The 16,526-nt window shown below is 61.2% G+C and carries 12 protein-coding genes; 3 read left to right on the top strand and 9 right to left on the bottom strand.

Annotated features, from left to right (window positions below; genetic code table 11):
- The 3 genes from ABSB13_RS14000 to ABSB13_RS13990 all read left to right on the top strand — a co-directional run.
- The coding region (locus tag ABSB13_RS14000) for a radical SAM protein (protein ID WP_428109587.1) at positions 1 to 946 on the top strand (946 nt) is incomplete at its 5' end.
- Between the two features lie 115 nt (positions 947 to 1,061).
- On the top strand, positions 1,062 to 2,207 hold the full coding sequence (gene hpnI, locus ABSB13_RS13995) for a bacteriohopanetetrol glucosamine biosynthesis glycosyltransferase HpnI (RefSeq protein ID WP_428109585.1): 1,146 nt from the start codon (positions 1,062 to 1,064) through the stop codon (positions 2,205 to 2,207).
- A 5-nt stretch (positions 2,208 to 2,212) separates the two neighbouring features.
- Complete coding sequence (locus ABSB13_RS13990) at positions 2,213 to 3,103, top strand: EamA family transporter (RefSeq protein WP_428109582.1); 891 nt, start codon at positions 2,213 to 2,215, stop codon at positions 3,101 to 3,103.
- An 11-nt stretch (positions 3,104 to 3,114) separates the two neighbouring features.
- Here the strand turns inward: ABSB13_RS13990 and ABSB13_RS13985 are convergent, their stop codons facing one another.
- The 9 genes from ABSB13_RS13985 to ABSB13_RS13945 all read right to left on the bottom strand — a co-directional run.
- A complete protein-coding gene (locus ABSB13_RS13985) occupies positions 3,115 to 3,957 on the bottom strand; it encodes an SMP-30/gluconolactonase/LRE family protein (protein WP_428109580.1) in 843 nt (280 codons plus the stop codon).
- 85 nt (positions 3,958 to 4,042) lie between these two features.
- Positions 4,043 to 7,165, bottom strand: a complete 3,123-nt coding sequence (locus ABSB13_RS13980) for an efflux RND transporter permease subunit (protein ID WP_428109578.1) — start codon at positions 7,163 to 7,165, stop codon at positions 4,043 to 4,045.
- Positions 7,166 to 7,209: 44 nt separating this feature from the next.
- Positions 7,210 to 8,349: an efflux RND transporter periplasmic adaptor subunit gene (locus tag ABSB13_RS13975; RefSeq protein WP_428109575.1), complete on the bottom strand. Its 1,140-nt coding sequence runs from the start codon at positions 8,347 to 8,349 to the stop codon at positions 7,210 to 7,212.
- Positions 8,350 to 8,491: 142 nt separating this feature from the next.
- Positions 8,492 to 9,676 (bottom strand): TolC family protein, encoded by a 1,185-nt coding sequence (locus ABSB13_RS13970; protein ID WP_428109572.1) that lies wholly within the window; start codon positions 9,674 to 9,676, stop codon positions 8,492 to 8,494.
- 498 nt (positions 9,677 to 10,174) lie between these two features.
- The gene (locus ABSB13_RS13965; protein ID WP_428109570.1) at positions 10,175 to 10,726 is read right to left on the bottom strand and encodes a c-type cytochrome; all 552 of its coding nucleotides are present in this window, start codon (positions 10,724 to 10,726) and stop codon (positions 10,175 to 10,177) included.
- Between the two features lie 83 nt (positions 10,727 to 10,809).
- Complete coding sequence (clpB, locus tag ABSB13_RS13960) at positions 10,810 to 13,422, bottom strand: ATP-dependent chaperone ClpB (RefSeq protein WP_428109567.1); 2,613 nt, start codon at positions 13,420 to 13,422, stop codon at positions 10,810 to 10,812.
- A gap of 221 nt (positions 13,423 to 13,643) precedes the next feature.
- The gene (locus ABSB13_RS13955) at positions 13,644 to 14,468 is read right to left on the bottom strand and encodes a Crp/Fnr family transcriptional regulator (protein WP_428109565.1); all 825 of its coding nucleotides are present in this window, start codon (positions 14,466 to 14,468) and stop codon (positions 13,644 to 13,646) included.
- A 126-nt stretch (positions 14,469 to 14,594) separates the two neighbouring features.
- Entirely contained in the window at positions 14,595 to 15,944 is a 1,350-nt protein-coding gene (locus ABSB13_RS13950) for a TldD/PmbA family protein (protein ID WP_428109563.1), read from the bottom strand.
- Between the two features lie 28 nt (positions 15,945 to 15,972).
- The coding region (locus ABSB13_RS13945; protein ID WP_428109560.1) for a metallopeptidase TldD-related protein at positions 15,973 to 16,526 on the bottom strand (554 nt) is incomplete at its 5' end.

Below are 16,526 nucleotides of genomic sequence, written 5' to 3'. Positions count from 1 at the left end.
CACCGACGAGGAACTCGACAAGTTGCCGTTCGTCACCGAGGTATATGAAAAGAACCTCGACTACCTGAAGTACAACAGCCCGTACTGCCAATATCCGTACGTGTCGATGTACACCGGGCGCGGATGCCCGGCGCGATGCACGTTCTGCCTGTGGCCGCAGGTCACGCAGGGGCATCGCTATCGCGTGCGCAGCCCGGAGAATGTGTACGAGGAAGTGGCGGCTATGAAGTCGAAGTTCCCGAAGATGAAGGAACTGTTCTTCGACGACGACACCTTCACCGCCGACCCGGCCCGCGCGCGCAAAATCGCGCAGCTGCTGAAGCCACTGGGAATCACGTGGTCCACTAATTCACGCGCCAACGTCGACTATGAAACGCTGAAGATCATGAAGGACGGCGGGCTGCGGCTGTTCGTGGTCGGCTACGAGTCGGGCAACGCGCAGATTTTGAAGAATATCAAGAAGGGGGTCGGACTCGATCGCGCGCGGCGCTTCACCAAGGATTGCCATGAGCTGGGGATCCTGATTCACGGGACTTTTATCCTGGGACTTCCCGGCGAGAACAAGGAGACGATCGAGGAATCGATCCGGTTCGCGCGCGAGATGGACTGCGAGACGATCCAGGTGTCGCTCGCGTCGCCGTACCCGGGCACGGAGTTGTTCGACTACGTAACCCAGAACGGATTTCTGGCGGTCGATCCGCTGCTCGATGAATCCGGCTATCAGAAGTGCACGATCACCTATCCGGGCCTGAGCAACGAGGAGATTTACGGCGCGGTCGAGCGCTTTTATCGCAGCTTCTACTTCCGCCCGAAGTACATCTTCAAATCGGTCAAGAAGATGATGACGTCGATGGAAGAGACCAGGCGGATGCTGAACGAGGGGCGGCAGTTTTTCTCGACGATGCGCCAGCGACGGCATCAGACGGCTCAGCAGGCGCCGGCCTGACGGCGAATTCCAGGCGCGAGCAAACGGCCGGCGCGAGGTCGGCAGCAAGAATGTCTGTGGCGCCATCTGTCGCGCCGGGCCAAATTGCCGCGCGAATAATTCGATGACAATCTGGATGGCTTTACCGGCTGCGGCCGTGTGCGTGTCGGTGATCTACTACGCCGCCGCGACCGTCGCTGCGATCAAGTTCGCGCGGCGCACGACTTCTCCCCCGCTCCCGATCCCCAAGATTCCACCGCGCGTGGCAGTGCTGAAGCCGCTGCATGGGACCAGCAATTCGCTGGCGGCCAACCTGATCAGCTTTCTGGAAATCGCGTACCCGCGGGCTGACTTTTATTTTGGCGTCGAGAACTATGAGGATACGGCCGCCGAAGTTCCGGTCGCACTCCGCCAACGCTACCAGCACGCGAGCATCACGCTGATCGTTGGCGAAGAGCCCGGCTGCAGCAACCACAAGATCGCGAAACTGGTGAAGATGGCGGATCGGGCCGAGAAGGCCGAAGTGTTCGTACTGAGCGACGCCGATGTATCCGTCGATCGCGACTACCTCAAGCGGATTGTCGGCGAACTGAACTCCGGCGAGAAAATCGGCATCGTGACCTGCGCGTATCGGGCGCGCCCGGGCGGCTCATTCGCGTCGCGGCTGGAGGCGCTCTACGTCAACACCGATTTTCTACCGCAGATTCTGCTCGCCGAAATGATCGAGCCGATGCATTATGCACTCGGCGCGACGATCGCCATCAAACGCCGGGTGCTGGAGGCCGCGGGCGGATTCCGCGCGGTCAAGGACATGCTCGCCGACGACTTCTACCTGGGCAACTTCACCAATGCGCAGGGTTACGAGATCAAACTGTCCGATTCGCTGGTCACGCTGACGTGCGAGGAAAAGAACTTCGCTGAATTCTGGCATCATCAGCTCCGCTGGGCGCGCACCTACCGCTTCGTGCGCCCGATCAGCATCGCGACAATCGTGACGCACGGCCCGTTCTGGGCGCTGATGCTGCTGGCGGTCACACGCGGCAGCGCCGCGGCTTTTGCGGCATTGGTGCTGGTAGTTGCGGCGCGGCTCGCGATGTCGGCGGCAATCGTCGGCCGCGTGCTCAAGATGCCCGAGATGCTGAGCGAGTTGTGGTTGGTTCCGATCAAGGACCTGATAATGACCGGGGTGTGGTTTACCAGCCTGCTCAGCAACAAAGTGACGTGGGCCGGACGCAAGTTCAAGGTGATCCGAAGCGGCGCAATGCGCGAAGTGAATAACTGAACGCGGTGATCCTCTACCTGTCCATCGCGATCGTCGCCAGCGTGCTGATGGCGCTGGGCCTGCTGATGATGAAGAGCCGCTCGACGCATCTGCCAATGGCAGCCGGCGCCAACCTGATCCGCGCGATCGTCGTCTGGATTTGCGATCCCATGTGGATCGGCGGACTCGGCGTGCAGACCGCGGGCTGGGCGCTTTACGTGATTGCGGTGTCGAAGGCGCCGGTATCGATGGTGGCGGTGATGATGCAGGGCGGAATCGCGCTGTTCGTAATCGCCTCGGTGGTGATTCTTGGCGAGCGGGCGAATCGGCGCGAATGGGTCGGCATCGGCGCGATCGTGCTCGGGATGCTGATGCTTACGCTGTCGCTTGAGGGCGGCGAGACCGAAGGCGCGTTCGAACCAGCAACGCTGCTGATGTTTTCCGCGTTGCTGATGGCCGCGGGGCTCGCGCCGATGGCCGTCGCACGGCTCAACGCCAGCGGCGCCGCGGCGGCGATTCTATCCGGCGTCGCGTTCGGCCTTGGGGGATTGTTCACCAAGGCGATGACCGAAGAGTTCACCGCCGGCGCCGCCGCTTCGCTCGCGCTTCGAATCGCGTCGAATCCTTACGTGTACGGCCTGATCGTCGCCAACATCGTCGGGATTGTCCTGTTGCAGAACTCGTTTCATTCAGCGCGCGGGATAATAGCTATGCCGCTGTCGGGAGCGTTGTCGAACATCGTACCGATCGCCGGCGGGATGATCGTGTTCGGCGAACGATTGCCGGCGGGTTCGATGGCCGCTGCGATGCGGGTTGGCGCGTTCGCATTGACGATCGCGGCGGGCGCACTGCTGGCTGGATCGCGCGCGCAGTCGTCGGAAGATCGATTCGTGGCCCGGGCTGCGGTCGAGAACTAAACGGTGAAAAACTAGAAGTTCGCTTTCGGCACGGGCAGGCCGGGCACGTCGGCGCGCGCGCGGAAAATCGTTCCCTTGAGATTTGGATCGTTGGTGTTGTCGGCGGTCACGACGTAGAGATCACGCATGTCGCGGCCTCCGAAGACCAGGCTGGTCACCATCGTGGCCGGCAATTTGATTCGCTCGGCTACGGCGCCGTCCTTCAAGAAATGGACGACCTCGCCGGCGCGGAAAGCCGCAACCCACACGCCGCCTTGCGCATCGACCGCCAGCCCGTCGGGCAATCCCGCGGGCATCCTGGCAAAGATGCGGCGGTCCTTGACGCCGCGTTCGTGAGTGACGTCGTAAACCCAGACCGCGCCGGTGGGGGAATCCGAATGATACAGGTGTTTTCTGTCGGGGCTGAGGCCGAGCCCGTTGCTGACCTCGATGCCGTCCCACAACTTCACCGCGCGGCCGGGAGGATCGATGCGGAACAGGCTGCCCGGAATCGGCTGCTCGTTGCTCAGCGGATCGAAGTTGATGGTCCCGGTGTAAATGCTGCCGTGATCGTCGGTGGTAAGATCGTTCATGCCGACGGGCTTGCCTCCCCAAGCGACGAACAGATCGCGGCTGCGGCCGGTCTTCTCATCCCAATGAATCAGGCCGCGGCCGGTGAGCACGAGGCCGCCGCTGGCGTTGAAAATCATTCCGCCGACGCCCTTGCGCTTGGGGATCAGCGTTTCGACGTTGCCGCCGGGATTGCGCCGGTAAACGCCGCCGTTGGGGATGTCACTGAAATAGAGACGGCCGAGATCATCGACGCGCGGCGCTTCGAGCAGGCCGTAGCCGCTCGCGAGCATCTCGAATTCCATCGTCCAGATCCTCCTTGCGCCCGTTTACCACGGTTCGAGGTGCGCGGCGAGGCCTGGCTATGGGCAAGCGCAGCGGTTCGCCGTATCAGTCCGGAAGATCGGCTTCGATCGGCTGTGTCAGCGGCGGGCGGTTCTGATCGGCAATCCGCAACTGGCGATGGCACAGATAGATCAGCACAGGCTGCAAGATTCGTGTGAGCAGCATGATCGCCAGCGCGCCTCCGATGACGACGATCGCCAGCGGCCGCTGTGTCTGCGCGCCGATTCGGGTCGATATCGCCGCAGGCAGAAGGCCAAGTGCGTCAACCAAATCGGTCATCATCGTGGCGCGCAGGCGACGGTCGGAGCCGGTGATTATCGACTCGATAAACGGATGGCCTTCGTCCCACAAGCGGCGAATGTAGAAGCTCAGCAGGATGCCGTCCATCACGGCGATTCCAAAAATCGAAATGAAGCCGACGCCCGCCGACACACTGAACGATGTGCCGGTGATAATCAACGCGAGGACTCCGCCGAGACACGCGACCGGAATCTGCGCCATGATGATGAAGGTATCGACGAGCGATTGCGTGGCGCCGTAAAGGACACCGGCGATGAGCAACAGCGCGAACGGCACGACGATCATGAGCCGGCGATTGGCCGCCTGAAGCTCACCGTACTCGCCAGACCATTGCAGATACACGCCTTCGGGAAGATGGACTTCCTTCTTGATTCGCCGCTTGGCCTCTTCGACGGTGCTCTGCAAATCGCGGTTGCGAACCGAAAATCGGACCGGCACGTAGCGCTGGAGCGCCTCGCGGTAAATGAACGAAGCGCCTTCGGCAGTTTCGATTTTGGCGATCTGGTCGAGCGGAATTTGACCGCCGGCCGGCAGGTTGACACGGATCTGGCGGACCGCGTCGAGGCTCTCGCGATACTCCGGCTTCCATCGCACTACAAGGTCGAAGCGCCGGTCGCCGTCGAGTACTTGCGTGACCGCCTGTCCGCCGATTGCCGCCTGCACGACGGCGCCGATGTCGCCGACATTGAGGCCATAACGCGCGCAAGCGGCGCGATCCGGGGTGATTTGCAAATTGGGCTGTCCCATCGAGCGCAGAACCAGTTGATCGACGACTCCGGGAACTCCGCCCAGGGATTCCCTGATGTCGTTGGCGATTCGTTCATCGGTCGCCAGGTCCGGCCCGAAGACCTTGATTGCGTTTTCGCCAGCTTTTACCCCCGAGAGCGCTTCGTCGATGTTGTCTTCGATGTTTTGCGAGTAACTGAAGCTTACGCCGGGAAACGTCCGGGTCAGCTTGTCGTCGATCGATTTGACGAGCTTCTCCTTGTCGATCCCCGCGGGCCATTGGCGGTCCGGTTTGAGATCGACCGCGAATTCAATGTTGAAAAAACCCGTGGTCTCGGTGCCGTCGTCGGGGCGGCCGAGCTGCGACACAACCGAAGTGACCTCCGGAAAGCTCTTGAAGACGGCGCGCATCTGATTGCACAGCTTGGCGCCGTGTTCGAGTGAGATAGTCAGCGGCATCGTCGCGTGCGCCCAAATGTTCCCTTCTTCAAGCTTGGGCAGAAACTGCCCGCCGAGCAGCGGGAACAGCGACAGCGCGCCCGCCACCATCAGGACAACCACGGTCAACGTCAACCGCGGCCAGCGCAGGACGCGGACAAACAGCCCGTGGTAGAAGGATGAGATACCCTGCCAGATGGGGTTGTGAATTGTGCGCATCCCCCTGGCAAAGAAGTACGAAGAGAGCACCGGCGACAACGTGACCGCCAGCAGAATCGCGGTGGCCAGCGCGAACGCGTAGGTGTGCGACATCGGTGAGAAGATCGCGCCTTCGACGCCCCGCATCGTGAACAGAGGCAGGAATGCGATTACGAAAATCAAGGTCGAGAAGAACATCGGGCCGCCAACTTCCTGCGCGGCAGCCAAAATTCGACTCCAATAACTCTCGCTCGAGCGTTCGGACGCGGTGAGGTGGCGCTCGATATTTTCCATCACGATGACCGTGGTATCGATGATGATGCCGAAGTCGATCGCGCCCAGAGAAATGAGATTGGCGGGCGTACCCGTCGCGTGCATCAGAGCGAACGCCCCGCATAGCGCGAGCGGGATGTTCACCGCGGCTATGATTGCCGCGCGCAGGTTGCCGAGAAAAAAAACCAGCACCAGAAAGACCAGCGCCATCCCGATGGTGAGATTCTCGATCACCGTGTGAAGCGTGGTGTCGACCAGTTGCGTGCGGTCGTAATACGGCACGACCTTGTAGCCCTTGGGCAGGATGCCCGTGGTGTTGAGTTCCTGGACCTTGGCCTCGACCCCCTTGAGCGTTGCGATCGTGTTGCCGTACTTGCGCATCAGGACAATGCCGGTGACGACCTCGTTTTGATTGTCCTTGCCGACGATTCCGAGCCGCGGCGCGTAGCCGACATCGACATTGGCGACGTTCGATACTTTGATCGGAGTGGACTTGCTGGCGTTGAGCACGACGTTGCGGATGTCGTCGAGACTGCGGAAAAAGCCCAGCCCGCGGACGTCGAAAGCCTGCTCGCCGACGCTCATATAGTTGCCGCCGGAGTTGGTGTTCGAGTTCTGCAGCGCCGCGATCAAGGTGGACAGCGGAATCTGGTAGTAGTTGAGCTTGTGCGGATCGACCTCGACCTGGAACTGTTTCGTCAATCCGCCGAAACCCGAAACGTCCTCGACTCCCGGCACCGTGCGAATCTGCTTTTCGAGTACCCAGTCCTCGATTGTCTTCTCGTTGGTCAGATCGTGATCGGGACTCTCGACGGTGTAGCGATAAATTTCGCCGATAGGATTCTCGGGCGAAATTCCGGGCGTCACGCCCTGCGGCAGGGTGAGAAACGACAGCCGATTGATGGTCTCAATGCGGTCCCAGTAGTAGTCACTGTCCCAAGAGAAGTAGCAGCGAATGTCCGACAGTCCGTACAGCGAGATCGAGCGCATCGCCTCCAGATTGCGCATCCCGCCCAAACCGTATTCGGTCGGCACCGTGACCAGCTTTTCGACTTCTTCGGCGCTGAGACCATTGGGGAGCGTCAGTACTTCGACCAGCGGCTGAACCGGATCCGGATACGCCTCGATGTCCAGTTGCGAGAACGAAAAGGCGCCGGCCAGCAGCAGCATCAGCGCGATGCCGATTACGACAACCCGCTCGCGCAACGCCAGCGCCATCAATGATCGAATCATCGCTTAGCCAAGGATCCCCGTTGCGACCAGCAATCCCGCCCGGTCTATGAACTTTCCCCGTGAGCCTCGTGCCATAGCGCGTTCACCTGTAGGGTTTCGCCGCTGACCACGCGGTCGCCGTCCTTGAGCCCGGAGACAACACGTGCGGAACCGACGCGGCTCCACGACGCGATCGAGACTTTGCGATGCTCGAACATGCCCGGGCTCACCTCGACGAACGCGTAATAGTTGTCAATGTCGAATACGAGGGCGTCCTGGGGGATTACCAGCGCATTGCCGGGCCGCGTGACGATGGTCACCTTCGCCAGCATCTGCGGCTTGAGCATGCCGCCGGGATTTTTCACTTCGCAGCGTATCTGAAGCGTGTGCGTGGCGGGATCGATATTCGGACTGATGCGCGCGATCACCCCCTTGAACACTTCATCGGGAAAAGCGGTCGTCACCGCCGACAGCTGCTGGCCAACGCGCACGCGTGCGAGATCGTCCTCGTAGATGTCAGCGGTGATCCAGACGTCGCCGAGCGTGCCGAGCGAAAAAAGTACGTCGCCCGGATTAACCGCTGTCCCGCGCTGCGCTTTGTTGTCGACGACGGTGCCGCTGATCGGCGCGCGCATCCAGACCGTGGGATCGGGCGCCTTGATCGCCTGGATGTCGGCATCGCTCATTCCCAAAAATTGCAGTTTCCGTTTGGCAGCCAGCAATAGTGCGCCGGCAAAATCCGACGAAGCCCCAACGCCGGGCGCCGCCCCTGGATGTGAGGACTCGCGGGCCTGGAGATACTCGGCCTCCGCGGTCATGAAGTCGGGGCTGTAGAGCGCGAGGATTTTTTCGCCGCGCTGAACGTTGTCCCACAGCGAGACGCGCGTTTGCTCGATTCGCCCCTGCACCCGCGAAACGATCGTGGAGACACTGCGATCGTCGTAGGTGATTTGCCCGGATGCTTCCAGGAGGCCGGGCAGCTCGGCATTGCGCACCTGCACCATCACCAGACCGGGGACGTCGGCGGCATTGAACTGAAGCATCTCAAGCCCCTGCTGCCGAACCAGCCGCACCGCGGGGGTTGCTTCAGGAACCGCGGCGGCGCTGCCGGCCGAGTCGCTGTGGCATCCACCGACCGAAAATGCGGCGGCGATGACGGCTGCCAGCGCGGCGATCGCGATGGGATTGAAGTAGCGCCGGCTCATTGATGCAACGGCGCTCCGATCGCCTGCTCCAGCGAAACTTCGCCGGCCGGAACTTGATTTGCTGCCAGCAGGTAACTCGCGCTCGAAATTACTGCGAGTAATGAAGTGACCAGTAGCCGCGGCCAGGAAAGCCCGATCAAAATCATTGGAGATTTCCTCCGGCGGCCTGCTCAATAGCCACTTTCCCCGCCAATAGCTGATTCACGGCCTGCAGATATGTGGCCCTTGAATTGCTTTCCTGACGGAACGCCGATATGAGCGTGTTAAAATCAACCTTGCCGTTCTGGTACGAGACTATCATGACCTCGAACGCCTGACGTGCGAGTGGAATAAGCGTATCTCTATACAGGAGCGCGGTTTCGCGCGAGCGAAGTGTCTGGCGATAGAGCGTGGTGACTTGCCCCGCGGTCTGGATGCGGATCGACGAGAGGTCTTCTTTGGCGGCCTCCAGATTCTGATGGGCCTTCGCGATGTCTTCGTTCTTGGCCCAGAAGAAAATCGGCACGTTGAAGCCTATCGTAAAGCTGTAGTCTTCTGTGTGATTCAGCGCCGGCGCCCAACTGGCAATCAGGTAATGATCAAAGGTGAAACCCAGCGAATAGTCGGGGGCGTATTCGAGACGCGCAAGTGTCAGCGCGGTACTCTGATTTTGCTGGCTGAGGGCGGCCTGGAGAATCTCCTGACGGGCGGCAATCGCGCGCGCGACGATCTCATCGAGACTGGTTTCGAAGGGCGCAAGGTCGAAGGCACGATCGACTTCCAATGGCTCGTCCGGTCGCCGGGCAAGTAAGATATTCAGGGCAGTCTTATCGTTTGCAACCGTAACTCGTCCCTGACGCAGCGTCTCCCGGTCTGCTTCGAGTGCGAACTGGCTGTTAATGTAGTCGCCCTGGGTTACCATGCTCGCCGCATACGCGATTTGGGTTACCTTCTGAACTCGCTCAAGGTTCGCGACGTTTTCGGTGAAGAGATCTATCAGGGCGTTATCGAGCTGGAGCTGATAATAGCCGGTTTCCGCCTGTGCTTTGATGTCGCGAACAGCGGCGAAGTAGGTCAGCCGCGCGATCTGGGCAGTCCGTTTCGCCTCTTGGCCCTGGAGCAGACCCTTGCCAGGAAACTGCAACGATTGAGTGACCGTTACATTGTGAAGATCGGTGCCGCTGCCAAGCCAATAATTAGGGCTGTCTGAATCCAGAAACGTGAACTGCGGATCCGCGGGCGTGTAGTTTTGAATTATCTGGTGACTTGCCGATTCCCATCGATGAAGTGCCCCGCGAACCTGCGGATTTTGAGTTTGAACCTCGGCTACGACCTGCTGAAGCGACATGACCTCGGCTCTTACGTACGCGGGAACGCTCAATAGACTGAGCGACACAAGAATCATCCGAAGAGACTTTGTTCGCATCGGGGTTCCTCACGCCGGGCTATTCGGAAAACCGTTCGCTTCTCGGCGCGTTGGATTGGCCCAGTCGGGGCGATTCACCGCCTGCGACCCGGCGGGGTTTAAAGACGAACTCAATCTTCGCGCCACGCGATCAAATCTTACAGTCGCGATCGCAAGCATCAACACGCCGCCGATCTTTATCGTTGGCATCGCAACTCCTCGATCCACATCGCCCTTTGCTATACGTCGCCGCCTCGGGAAAGTTCCACCGCGATGACCGGGGTTGTTTAGAGGTAGCCTAACTGAGAATGATAATCAATATCTAACGGGCCGCGCCAAGCTCCGGAATCGACGCTCAATTAAACCGGTTTGAATCGACGACCGAAAGCACCTCTTCGGATCGCGATTGTACGACGCCGTCACTGGGCGCTGCGGCCAGCGTCAGTTGCCTGCGAGCCTGGCTTTTGCGGCCGCTGCACTCTGCATCGATCGGAGGTACGTCACGACCTGCCAGCGCTGCTCCACGGACAGCTCTTGCGCGTAGGAGGGGCTCGACAGGACACCGTCGCGGATCACGCCGTAGATGTAGCCGTCGGGACGATCCTTGATCGCGCCATCCAGCAGGCTTTTCGGAGGCTTTGCCAGGATGTGCGCGACGGGACCGTTACCCTGAGCCGATTCTCCGTGACACGGCGCGCAGTAGGTATTGAACTGCTGTTTCCCCTTGGCGAGATTTTCCGGCGTCGCCTGCAAAGGGTTGTGCATCTTGATCGCCGCCTGGTCGAGGCTCATAGACGGTTCTCCGCCATGAACCGGAATCGTGTCCGCCGGAGTGACCCGCGGCGCCTCGGCAAACGGCTGAATCTCCGGCCCGCGGTACATGTCGATACTCCACGGGAAACAAGTAGCCGGCGCCGGCATCGCTGCGATCGCAATCGCAGCGGCAAGCATCAATCCTCCGGCGCGAATCACCCTGGCAGGCAGACCAATCACGTTTCTCAAAATCTCCCGGCTCTGCTTCTTTACGACAATCCGCTGAGCATACCCGCCTTCTCATGCCGAAGGCAAAAGTAGCACTAGGTGGCACTGGCCAGCGGCTGGCTCGAGAACCCCAGACCTCGAGCGCCGGCATCGACCGTGACCCGCGAACTGTCGCGAATCTCCCCCGCGAGCAATTTCCGCCCCAGCGCCGTCTCGAGCTCGCGCTGGATAAGCCGTTTCAGCGGGCGCGCCCCGTACGACGGATCGTAGCCATGCTCGGCCAGATAATCGCGCGCCTTGTCGGTCAATTCGAGCTCGATCTTGCGCTCCTCGAGCCGCGCGCGCAGCCGCACCAGTTGCACATCAACGATTTGGCGGAGCTCTTCGCGGGTCAGCGGATGGAACACGACGACCTCGTCAACCCGGTTGAGAAACTCGGGCCTGAAACTCTGACGCAAGACCTCGAGGGCCTGCACCTTCATCTTCTCGTAGTCCTGTCCCTTGAAGCCGAGAATAATCTGGCTGGCGATATTCGACGTCATGATCACAACGGTGTTGCGGAAATCGACCGTGCGCCCGTGACCGTCGGTGAGCCGGCCGTCGTCGAGCAATTGCAGCAGCACGTTGAACACGTCGGCGTGCGCTTTTTCGATCTCGTCGAACAGGATCACCGAGTACGGGCGGCGCCGCACGGCTTCCGTCAGTTGCCCGCCCTCGTCGAAGCCGACATAGCCCGGAGGCGCGCCGACCAGCCGCGAGACGGTGTGCTTCTCCATGTACTCGGACATGTCGATCCGGATCATCGCGGCTTCGCTGTCGAACAGGAACTCGGCCAGCGCGCGCGCCAGTTCGGTCTTGCCCACGCCGGTGGGACCGAGAAAAATGAAGGACCCGATCGGGCGGTTGGGATCCTTGAGTCCGGAGCGAGCGCGAATTACCGCGTCGGAAACCGCGATCACCGCTTCGTCCTGGCCGATCACGCGTTTGTGCAGATGCTCCTCGAGATGCGCGAGCTTCTGCACCTCGCCTTCGAGCAGCCGCGAGACCGGAATTTTGGTCCATCGCGCGACGACTTCGGCGATATCGTCCTCGTCCACTTCTTCCTTGATCAAGCGCTTGCCGCCGGAGTGCTTCTCGATGAGCTTATGCTCTTCGGCGCCGAGTTCCTTCTCGAGCGACGCGAGCGTGCCGTACTGCAGCTCCGCGACCTTGTTGAGGTCGTACTCGCGCTTGGCTTTTTCGATCGCAAGCCTGGTTTGTTCGATCTCGGCTTTAATTTTCGCGAGTTTCTCGAGTCCGCCCGTTTCGGTTTCCCACTGCGCCTGCAGGCCCGCCCGTTTTTCCTTGATCTCGGCCAGCTCCTTCTCGAGTTTCTGCAGCCGATCGCGCGAGGACTGATCGGTCTCGCGCTTGAGCGCCTCGCGCTCGATTTCCAGCTGCATCACGCGCCGATTGACCTCGTCGATCTCGACCGGCATCGATTCCTTCTCGGTGCGCAGCTTGGCCGCCGCTTCATCCATCAGGTCGATCGCCTTGTCGGGCAGGAATCGATCGGTGATGTAGCGTTTCGACAGCACCGCGGCCGTCACCAGCGCGGCGTCCTTGATTCGAATTCCGTGATGGACCTCGTAGCGTTCCTTGAGCCCGCGCAGAATCGAGATGGTGTCCTCGACGCTGGGCTCCTCGACCATCACCGGCTGAAAGCGCCGCTCCAGCGCGGCGTCTTTCTCGATATACTTGCGGTACTCGTCGAGCGTGGTCGCGCCGATGCAATGCAGTTCGCCGCGCGCCAGCATGGGCTTGAGCAGGTTCGACGCATCCATCGCACCTTCAGCCGCGCCCGCGCCGACGACGGTATGCAACTCGTCGATGAACAGAATTATCTCGCCCGCGGCTTCCTGCACTTCCTTCAACACGGCTTTCAGCCGTTCCTCGAACTCGCCGCGGAATTTGGCGCCCGCTATCAGCGCTCCCATGTCGAGCGCGACCAGCTTGCGATTCTTGAGACCCTCGGGCACGTCGCCCGCGACGATTCGCCGGGCGAGACCCTCGACGATCGCGGTCTTGCCGACCCCCGGCTCGCCGATCAGCACCGGGTTGTTCTTGGTGCGGCGCGAGAGGACCTGGATCACGCGTCGAATTTCTTCGTCGCGTCCTATCACCGGATCGATCTTGCCGGCCGACGCGAGCTTGGTCAGGTCGCGGCCGTATTTTTCCAGCGACTGGTAGGTCGCCTCGGGATTTGACGAGGTGACGCGCTGGTTGCCGCGGACCTTCTTGAGCACGGCCATCAGCTTGTCGTGGGTCAAACCTGCTTCGCGCAGAATTTTCGAAGCGGCGCCGGGCTCATCGAGCATCGCGATCAACACGTGCTCGACCGATACGTACTCGTCTTTGAGCTTGCCCGCCTCCTGCTCTGCGCGCGCCAGCACCCGGCCCAGGCGCTGGGTCGCGTAAACTTGCCCGCTGTCAGAGCCGCCGCCGGTTACTTGCGGGATTTTGGCGAGTTCAGCGCCGAGCTTGCGGCGGACCGCGTCGCGATCGACGCCCGTCAGCTTCACGATCGAGGACGCCAGCCCTTCGTCATCTTCGAGCAGCGACGCTATCAAATGCTCGACGTCGACGGCCTGATTATGCGCGGTGAGCGCAGCATTTTGCGCGCGCCCAAGCGCCTCCTGGAGTTTTTCGGTGAATCGGTTGGCGTTCATTTGATGCTCGGTTTTCCCTGATGTTTAAGGTAACCACTTTCCAAAATTTGGCAAAACGAAATCCACCATCGGCCGCCGCGGTGACACGCGCCAATATGTTTCCAGGCAATGTCCGGAAGAAAGAGGGAATTTTTGCGGCGCAACATTACGCAGACCCGCGCCCGACCGCGAGATTCGTAGCCAAACGCATTTATCCGACAGCTTTTGCTGACGGCGACGGGCTAGATACGCACAATCGGCGCAGCCGTCCCGCGCACGGTGCGGCGATCCGCGCGCACTCGGCGCGTGGCCGCGGGCGTCGGCTCGAACGCGGGATGCAGCCTGGGTTCGCACGCGACGGCGGCCGCGTCGGCTGGTTTCTGAACAGCGATCAGGATATGGCGCCGTCCTTGGCGAATCAGCAGGCCCCGCTCAGTCATCTCAGTTAGAAGCTTGCTGACCATCGGGCGCGAGCTGCCAATCATCTCGGCGAGTTCTTCCTGCGCGAGTTCCGGTAACAGCAGCGTTCCGCGCGAGTCGGGCACACCGAATCGCTTCGCCAGCTCGTCCAGAACAATCTCGAGCCGTTTGCGCAGCGACATTCCCAAAAACGTCATGTAGCGGTAAGCGACCGACGACCACATCGAATTGATCGCCTCGGCAATCCCCAGCAGCGCCTCCGGCTCGAGGCCCTTTAGCACTTCAGAGATCTGATGACGCGTGAACAGCGCAACGCAGCATTTGGTCGCTGCCGCCGCCCCGAACTGCTGCGAACGGCCGCCGTCCGCGCCGGCAAAATCGGCATATCCAACCAGGTCGCCGGGACCGGCGAGCTCGACCAGCACTGGGTCGCTGCCGGGACGCGAGCTATAAACCTTGACGAGGCCGGTCAGTACGGCGAAAACCACGTCGGCCGGCGAGCCCATCGAGAACAGCTCCGCGCCTTTGGGATAGCGCACCAGCATGTGCCGCTCGAGAAGCGCGGTCGCCGCGGGCCGCGCAATTCCCATCGATGAGAGCCTGGATAACAGCCTTTCATGGGCCTGCGCCGAGACCTGTAAATTCATAGCCATCTCCCCTTGCAGCTACGCCATATGACAGCCGGTGTGTACTTAAACCCTACAAGCTGTTATCTCAGAGCCGCGCCTGCGTCAAGCGCGGACGAAATACCGCTGATAAATCACCGCAAGCACTCAGGCGCCCGCGATCGTCATCTCGGCTATCTTGATCGTCGGCGCAGCCGTGGATGAGCGCCAGTTGAGGTCGTTGCCGATCATCTCGACGCCGGCCATCATATCTTTCAGGTTGCCCGCGATGGTGATTTCATTCACCGGATACGCGAGTTCACCGTTCTCAATCCATATTCCGCCCGCCCCGCGCGAATAATCCCCGGTGACCATGTTCACGCCGAATCCTATCGTCTCGGTCAGGTACAGTCCCTGCTTCACCGAGCCGATTATCTGCGCGGGCGTATAGCTGCCGGGCTCCAAGTACAGATTGGTCGTCGAGACGCCGGGAGCCTCTCCCACCGAGCGCGCGGCGTTGCCGGTGGGCGCCAGACCGAGCTTGCGCGCCGAGTAGCAGTCGAGCAGGTAGCTCGCGAGCACGCCCTTGTCCACCACGTTCTTGCGCGAGGTCGGCAGGCCCTCGCCGTCGAACGGCTTGGAGCCAAGACCGCCGGGGATCAGCGCGTCGTCCACGATAGTGACGCTGGAAGCGGCAATCGTTTTGCCCAACTGTCCCAACAGGAATGACGCTCCCTTGTACAACGAGGGCCCCGACGCTGCGCTGACGATCGATCGAATCAATCCAGCAGCCATGTCGGGATCGAAGACGATCGGCGCGCGCATCGTCTTGATCTTGCGCGCTCCGAGCCGGCGGAGCGCCCGCCTGGCGGCGGTTATTCCGACCGACTCCGCATCTTCGAGCTTTCCGAAGCGGCGGTTCGACGTGTACCAGAATCCCTGTTGCATCGCGCCGCCATCTTGCGCGATCGGCTGCACCACCAGCGTGTACGAGGTGCCGGAATACTCGCCTGAAAAACCCTGGCTGTTGGCGAACAGAATCTGGCCGCGCCCGGAGCTGAATTCGGCGCCCTCGGAATTCTTCATGCGCGGATCGAATTTCAGCGCCGCGTTCTCGGCGCTACGCGCGATCTCCAGCGCGCGATCCGCGGTCACTATTCCGCTGTCGGGATCCGCCAGTGAAAGCTCGGGCAATGACTTCGGATGCATCGAAGGGTCGGGCAATCCCGCCCACGGATCGGCGGCCGACAAGCGCGCAAGCTCGACCGTGTTCGCGATGAAGTCGCCCAGCGAATCGCGCTCCAGTTCGGCCGTCGATGAGGTCGCGGAAGACTGTCCGCAAAATACGCGCAGACCCAGCCGCCGCTCGCGGGAACTCTTGAGTTTCTCGACTTCGCCCATACGCACGCCGGCCGAAAGAGACTCCGCAGTCACGCACAGAACTTCCGCCGCGGTGGCGCCTTTGCGCCTGGCCTCGTCGAGCGCCCAAGTGGCGAGTTCAATATCAACCGTCGCCATCAGATTATTCTCACTATCATTCTAATTGTCAGGCGCGCGTGCCACCGACCGTTATGCCGTCGATTCGAATCGTCGGCAGACCCACGCCCACCGGCACCGATTGGCCGTCCTTGCCGCAGGTCCCGACCCCGGCGTCGAGCGCGAGGTTATTGCCGACCATTGAGACCCGGGTCAGCACGTCGGGGCCGTTGCCGATAAGCGTGGCGCCCTTCACGGGGCGCGTCACCTGGCCGTCCTCGATCAGGTAAGCCTCGCTCGCGGAGAAAACAAATTTACCGTTGGTAATATCGACCTGTCCGCCGCCGAAGCTGACCGCATAGAGGCCGTTCTTGACCGACTTCATTATCTCCTCGGGCGTGGACTGGCCGTTGAGCATGAAGGTGTTGGTCATTCGGGGCATCGGTGAATGTGCAAAGCTCTCGCGCCGTCCGTTGCCGGTGGGCGCCATCTTCATCAGCCGCGCGTTCATCCGATCCTGCAGATAGCCGCGCAGGATTCCCTTTTCGATCAGCACCGTGCGCGAAGTGGGCGTGCCTTCGTCGTCAACGTTCAGGCTGCCGCGGCGATTCGGGATGGTGCCGT

It is taken from the genome of Binatus sp. (SeqCode), from assembly GCF_050013435.1.
Lineage (GTDB): Bacteria > Desulfobacterota > Binatia > Binatales > Binataceae > Binatus.
Note: the sequence above shows the minus strand (reverse complement) of the source record. Positions and strands in the feature narration are given on the sequence as shown.

Coding starts and splice junctions, on each gene's coding strand:
- hpnI (WP_428109585.1), top strand. CDS start 1,062: ATGGCTTTACCGGCTGCGGCCGTGTGCGTGTCGGTGATCTACTACGCC.
- ABSB13_RS13985 (WP_428109580.1), bottom strand. CDS start 3,957: ATGGAATTCGAGATGCTCGCGAGCGGCTACGGCCTGCTCGAAGCGCCG.
- ABSB13_RS13980 (WP_428109578.1), bottom strand. CDS start 7,165: ATGATTCGATCATTGATGGCGCTGGCGTTGCGCGAGCGGGTTGTCGTA.
- ABSB13_RS13975 (WP_428109575.1), bottom strand. CDS start 8,349: ATGAGCCGGCGCTACTTCAATCCCATCGCGATCGCCGCGCTGGCAGCC.
- ABSB13_RS13970 (WP_428109572.1), bottom strand. CDS start 9,676: ATGTCGCTTCAGCAGGTCGTAGCCGAGGTTCAAACTCAAAATCCGCAG.
- clpB (WP_428109567.1), bottom strand. CDS start 13,422: ATGAACGCCAACCGATTCACCGAAAAACTCCAGGAGGCGCTTGGGCGC.
- ABSB13_RS13955 (WP_428109565.1), bottom strand. CDS start 14,468: ATGAATTTACAGGTCTCGGCGCAGGCCCATGAAAGGCTGTTATCCAGG.
- ABSB13_RS13950 (WP_428109563.1), bottom strand. CDS start 15,944: ATGGCGACGGTTGATATTGAACTCGCCACTTGGGCGCTCGACGAGGCC.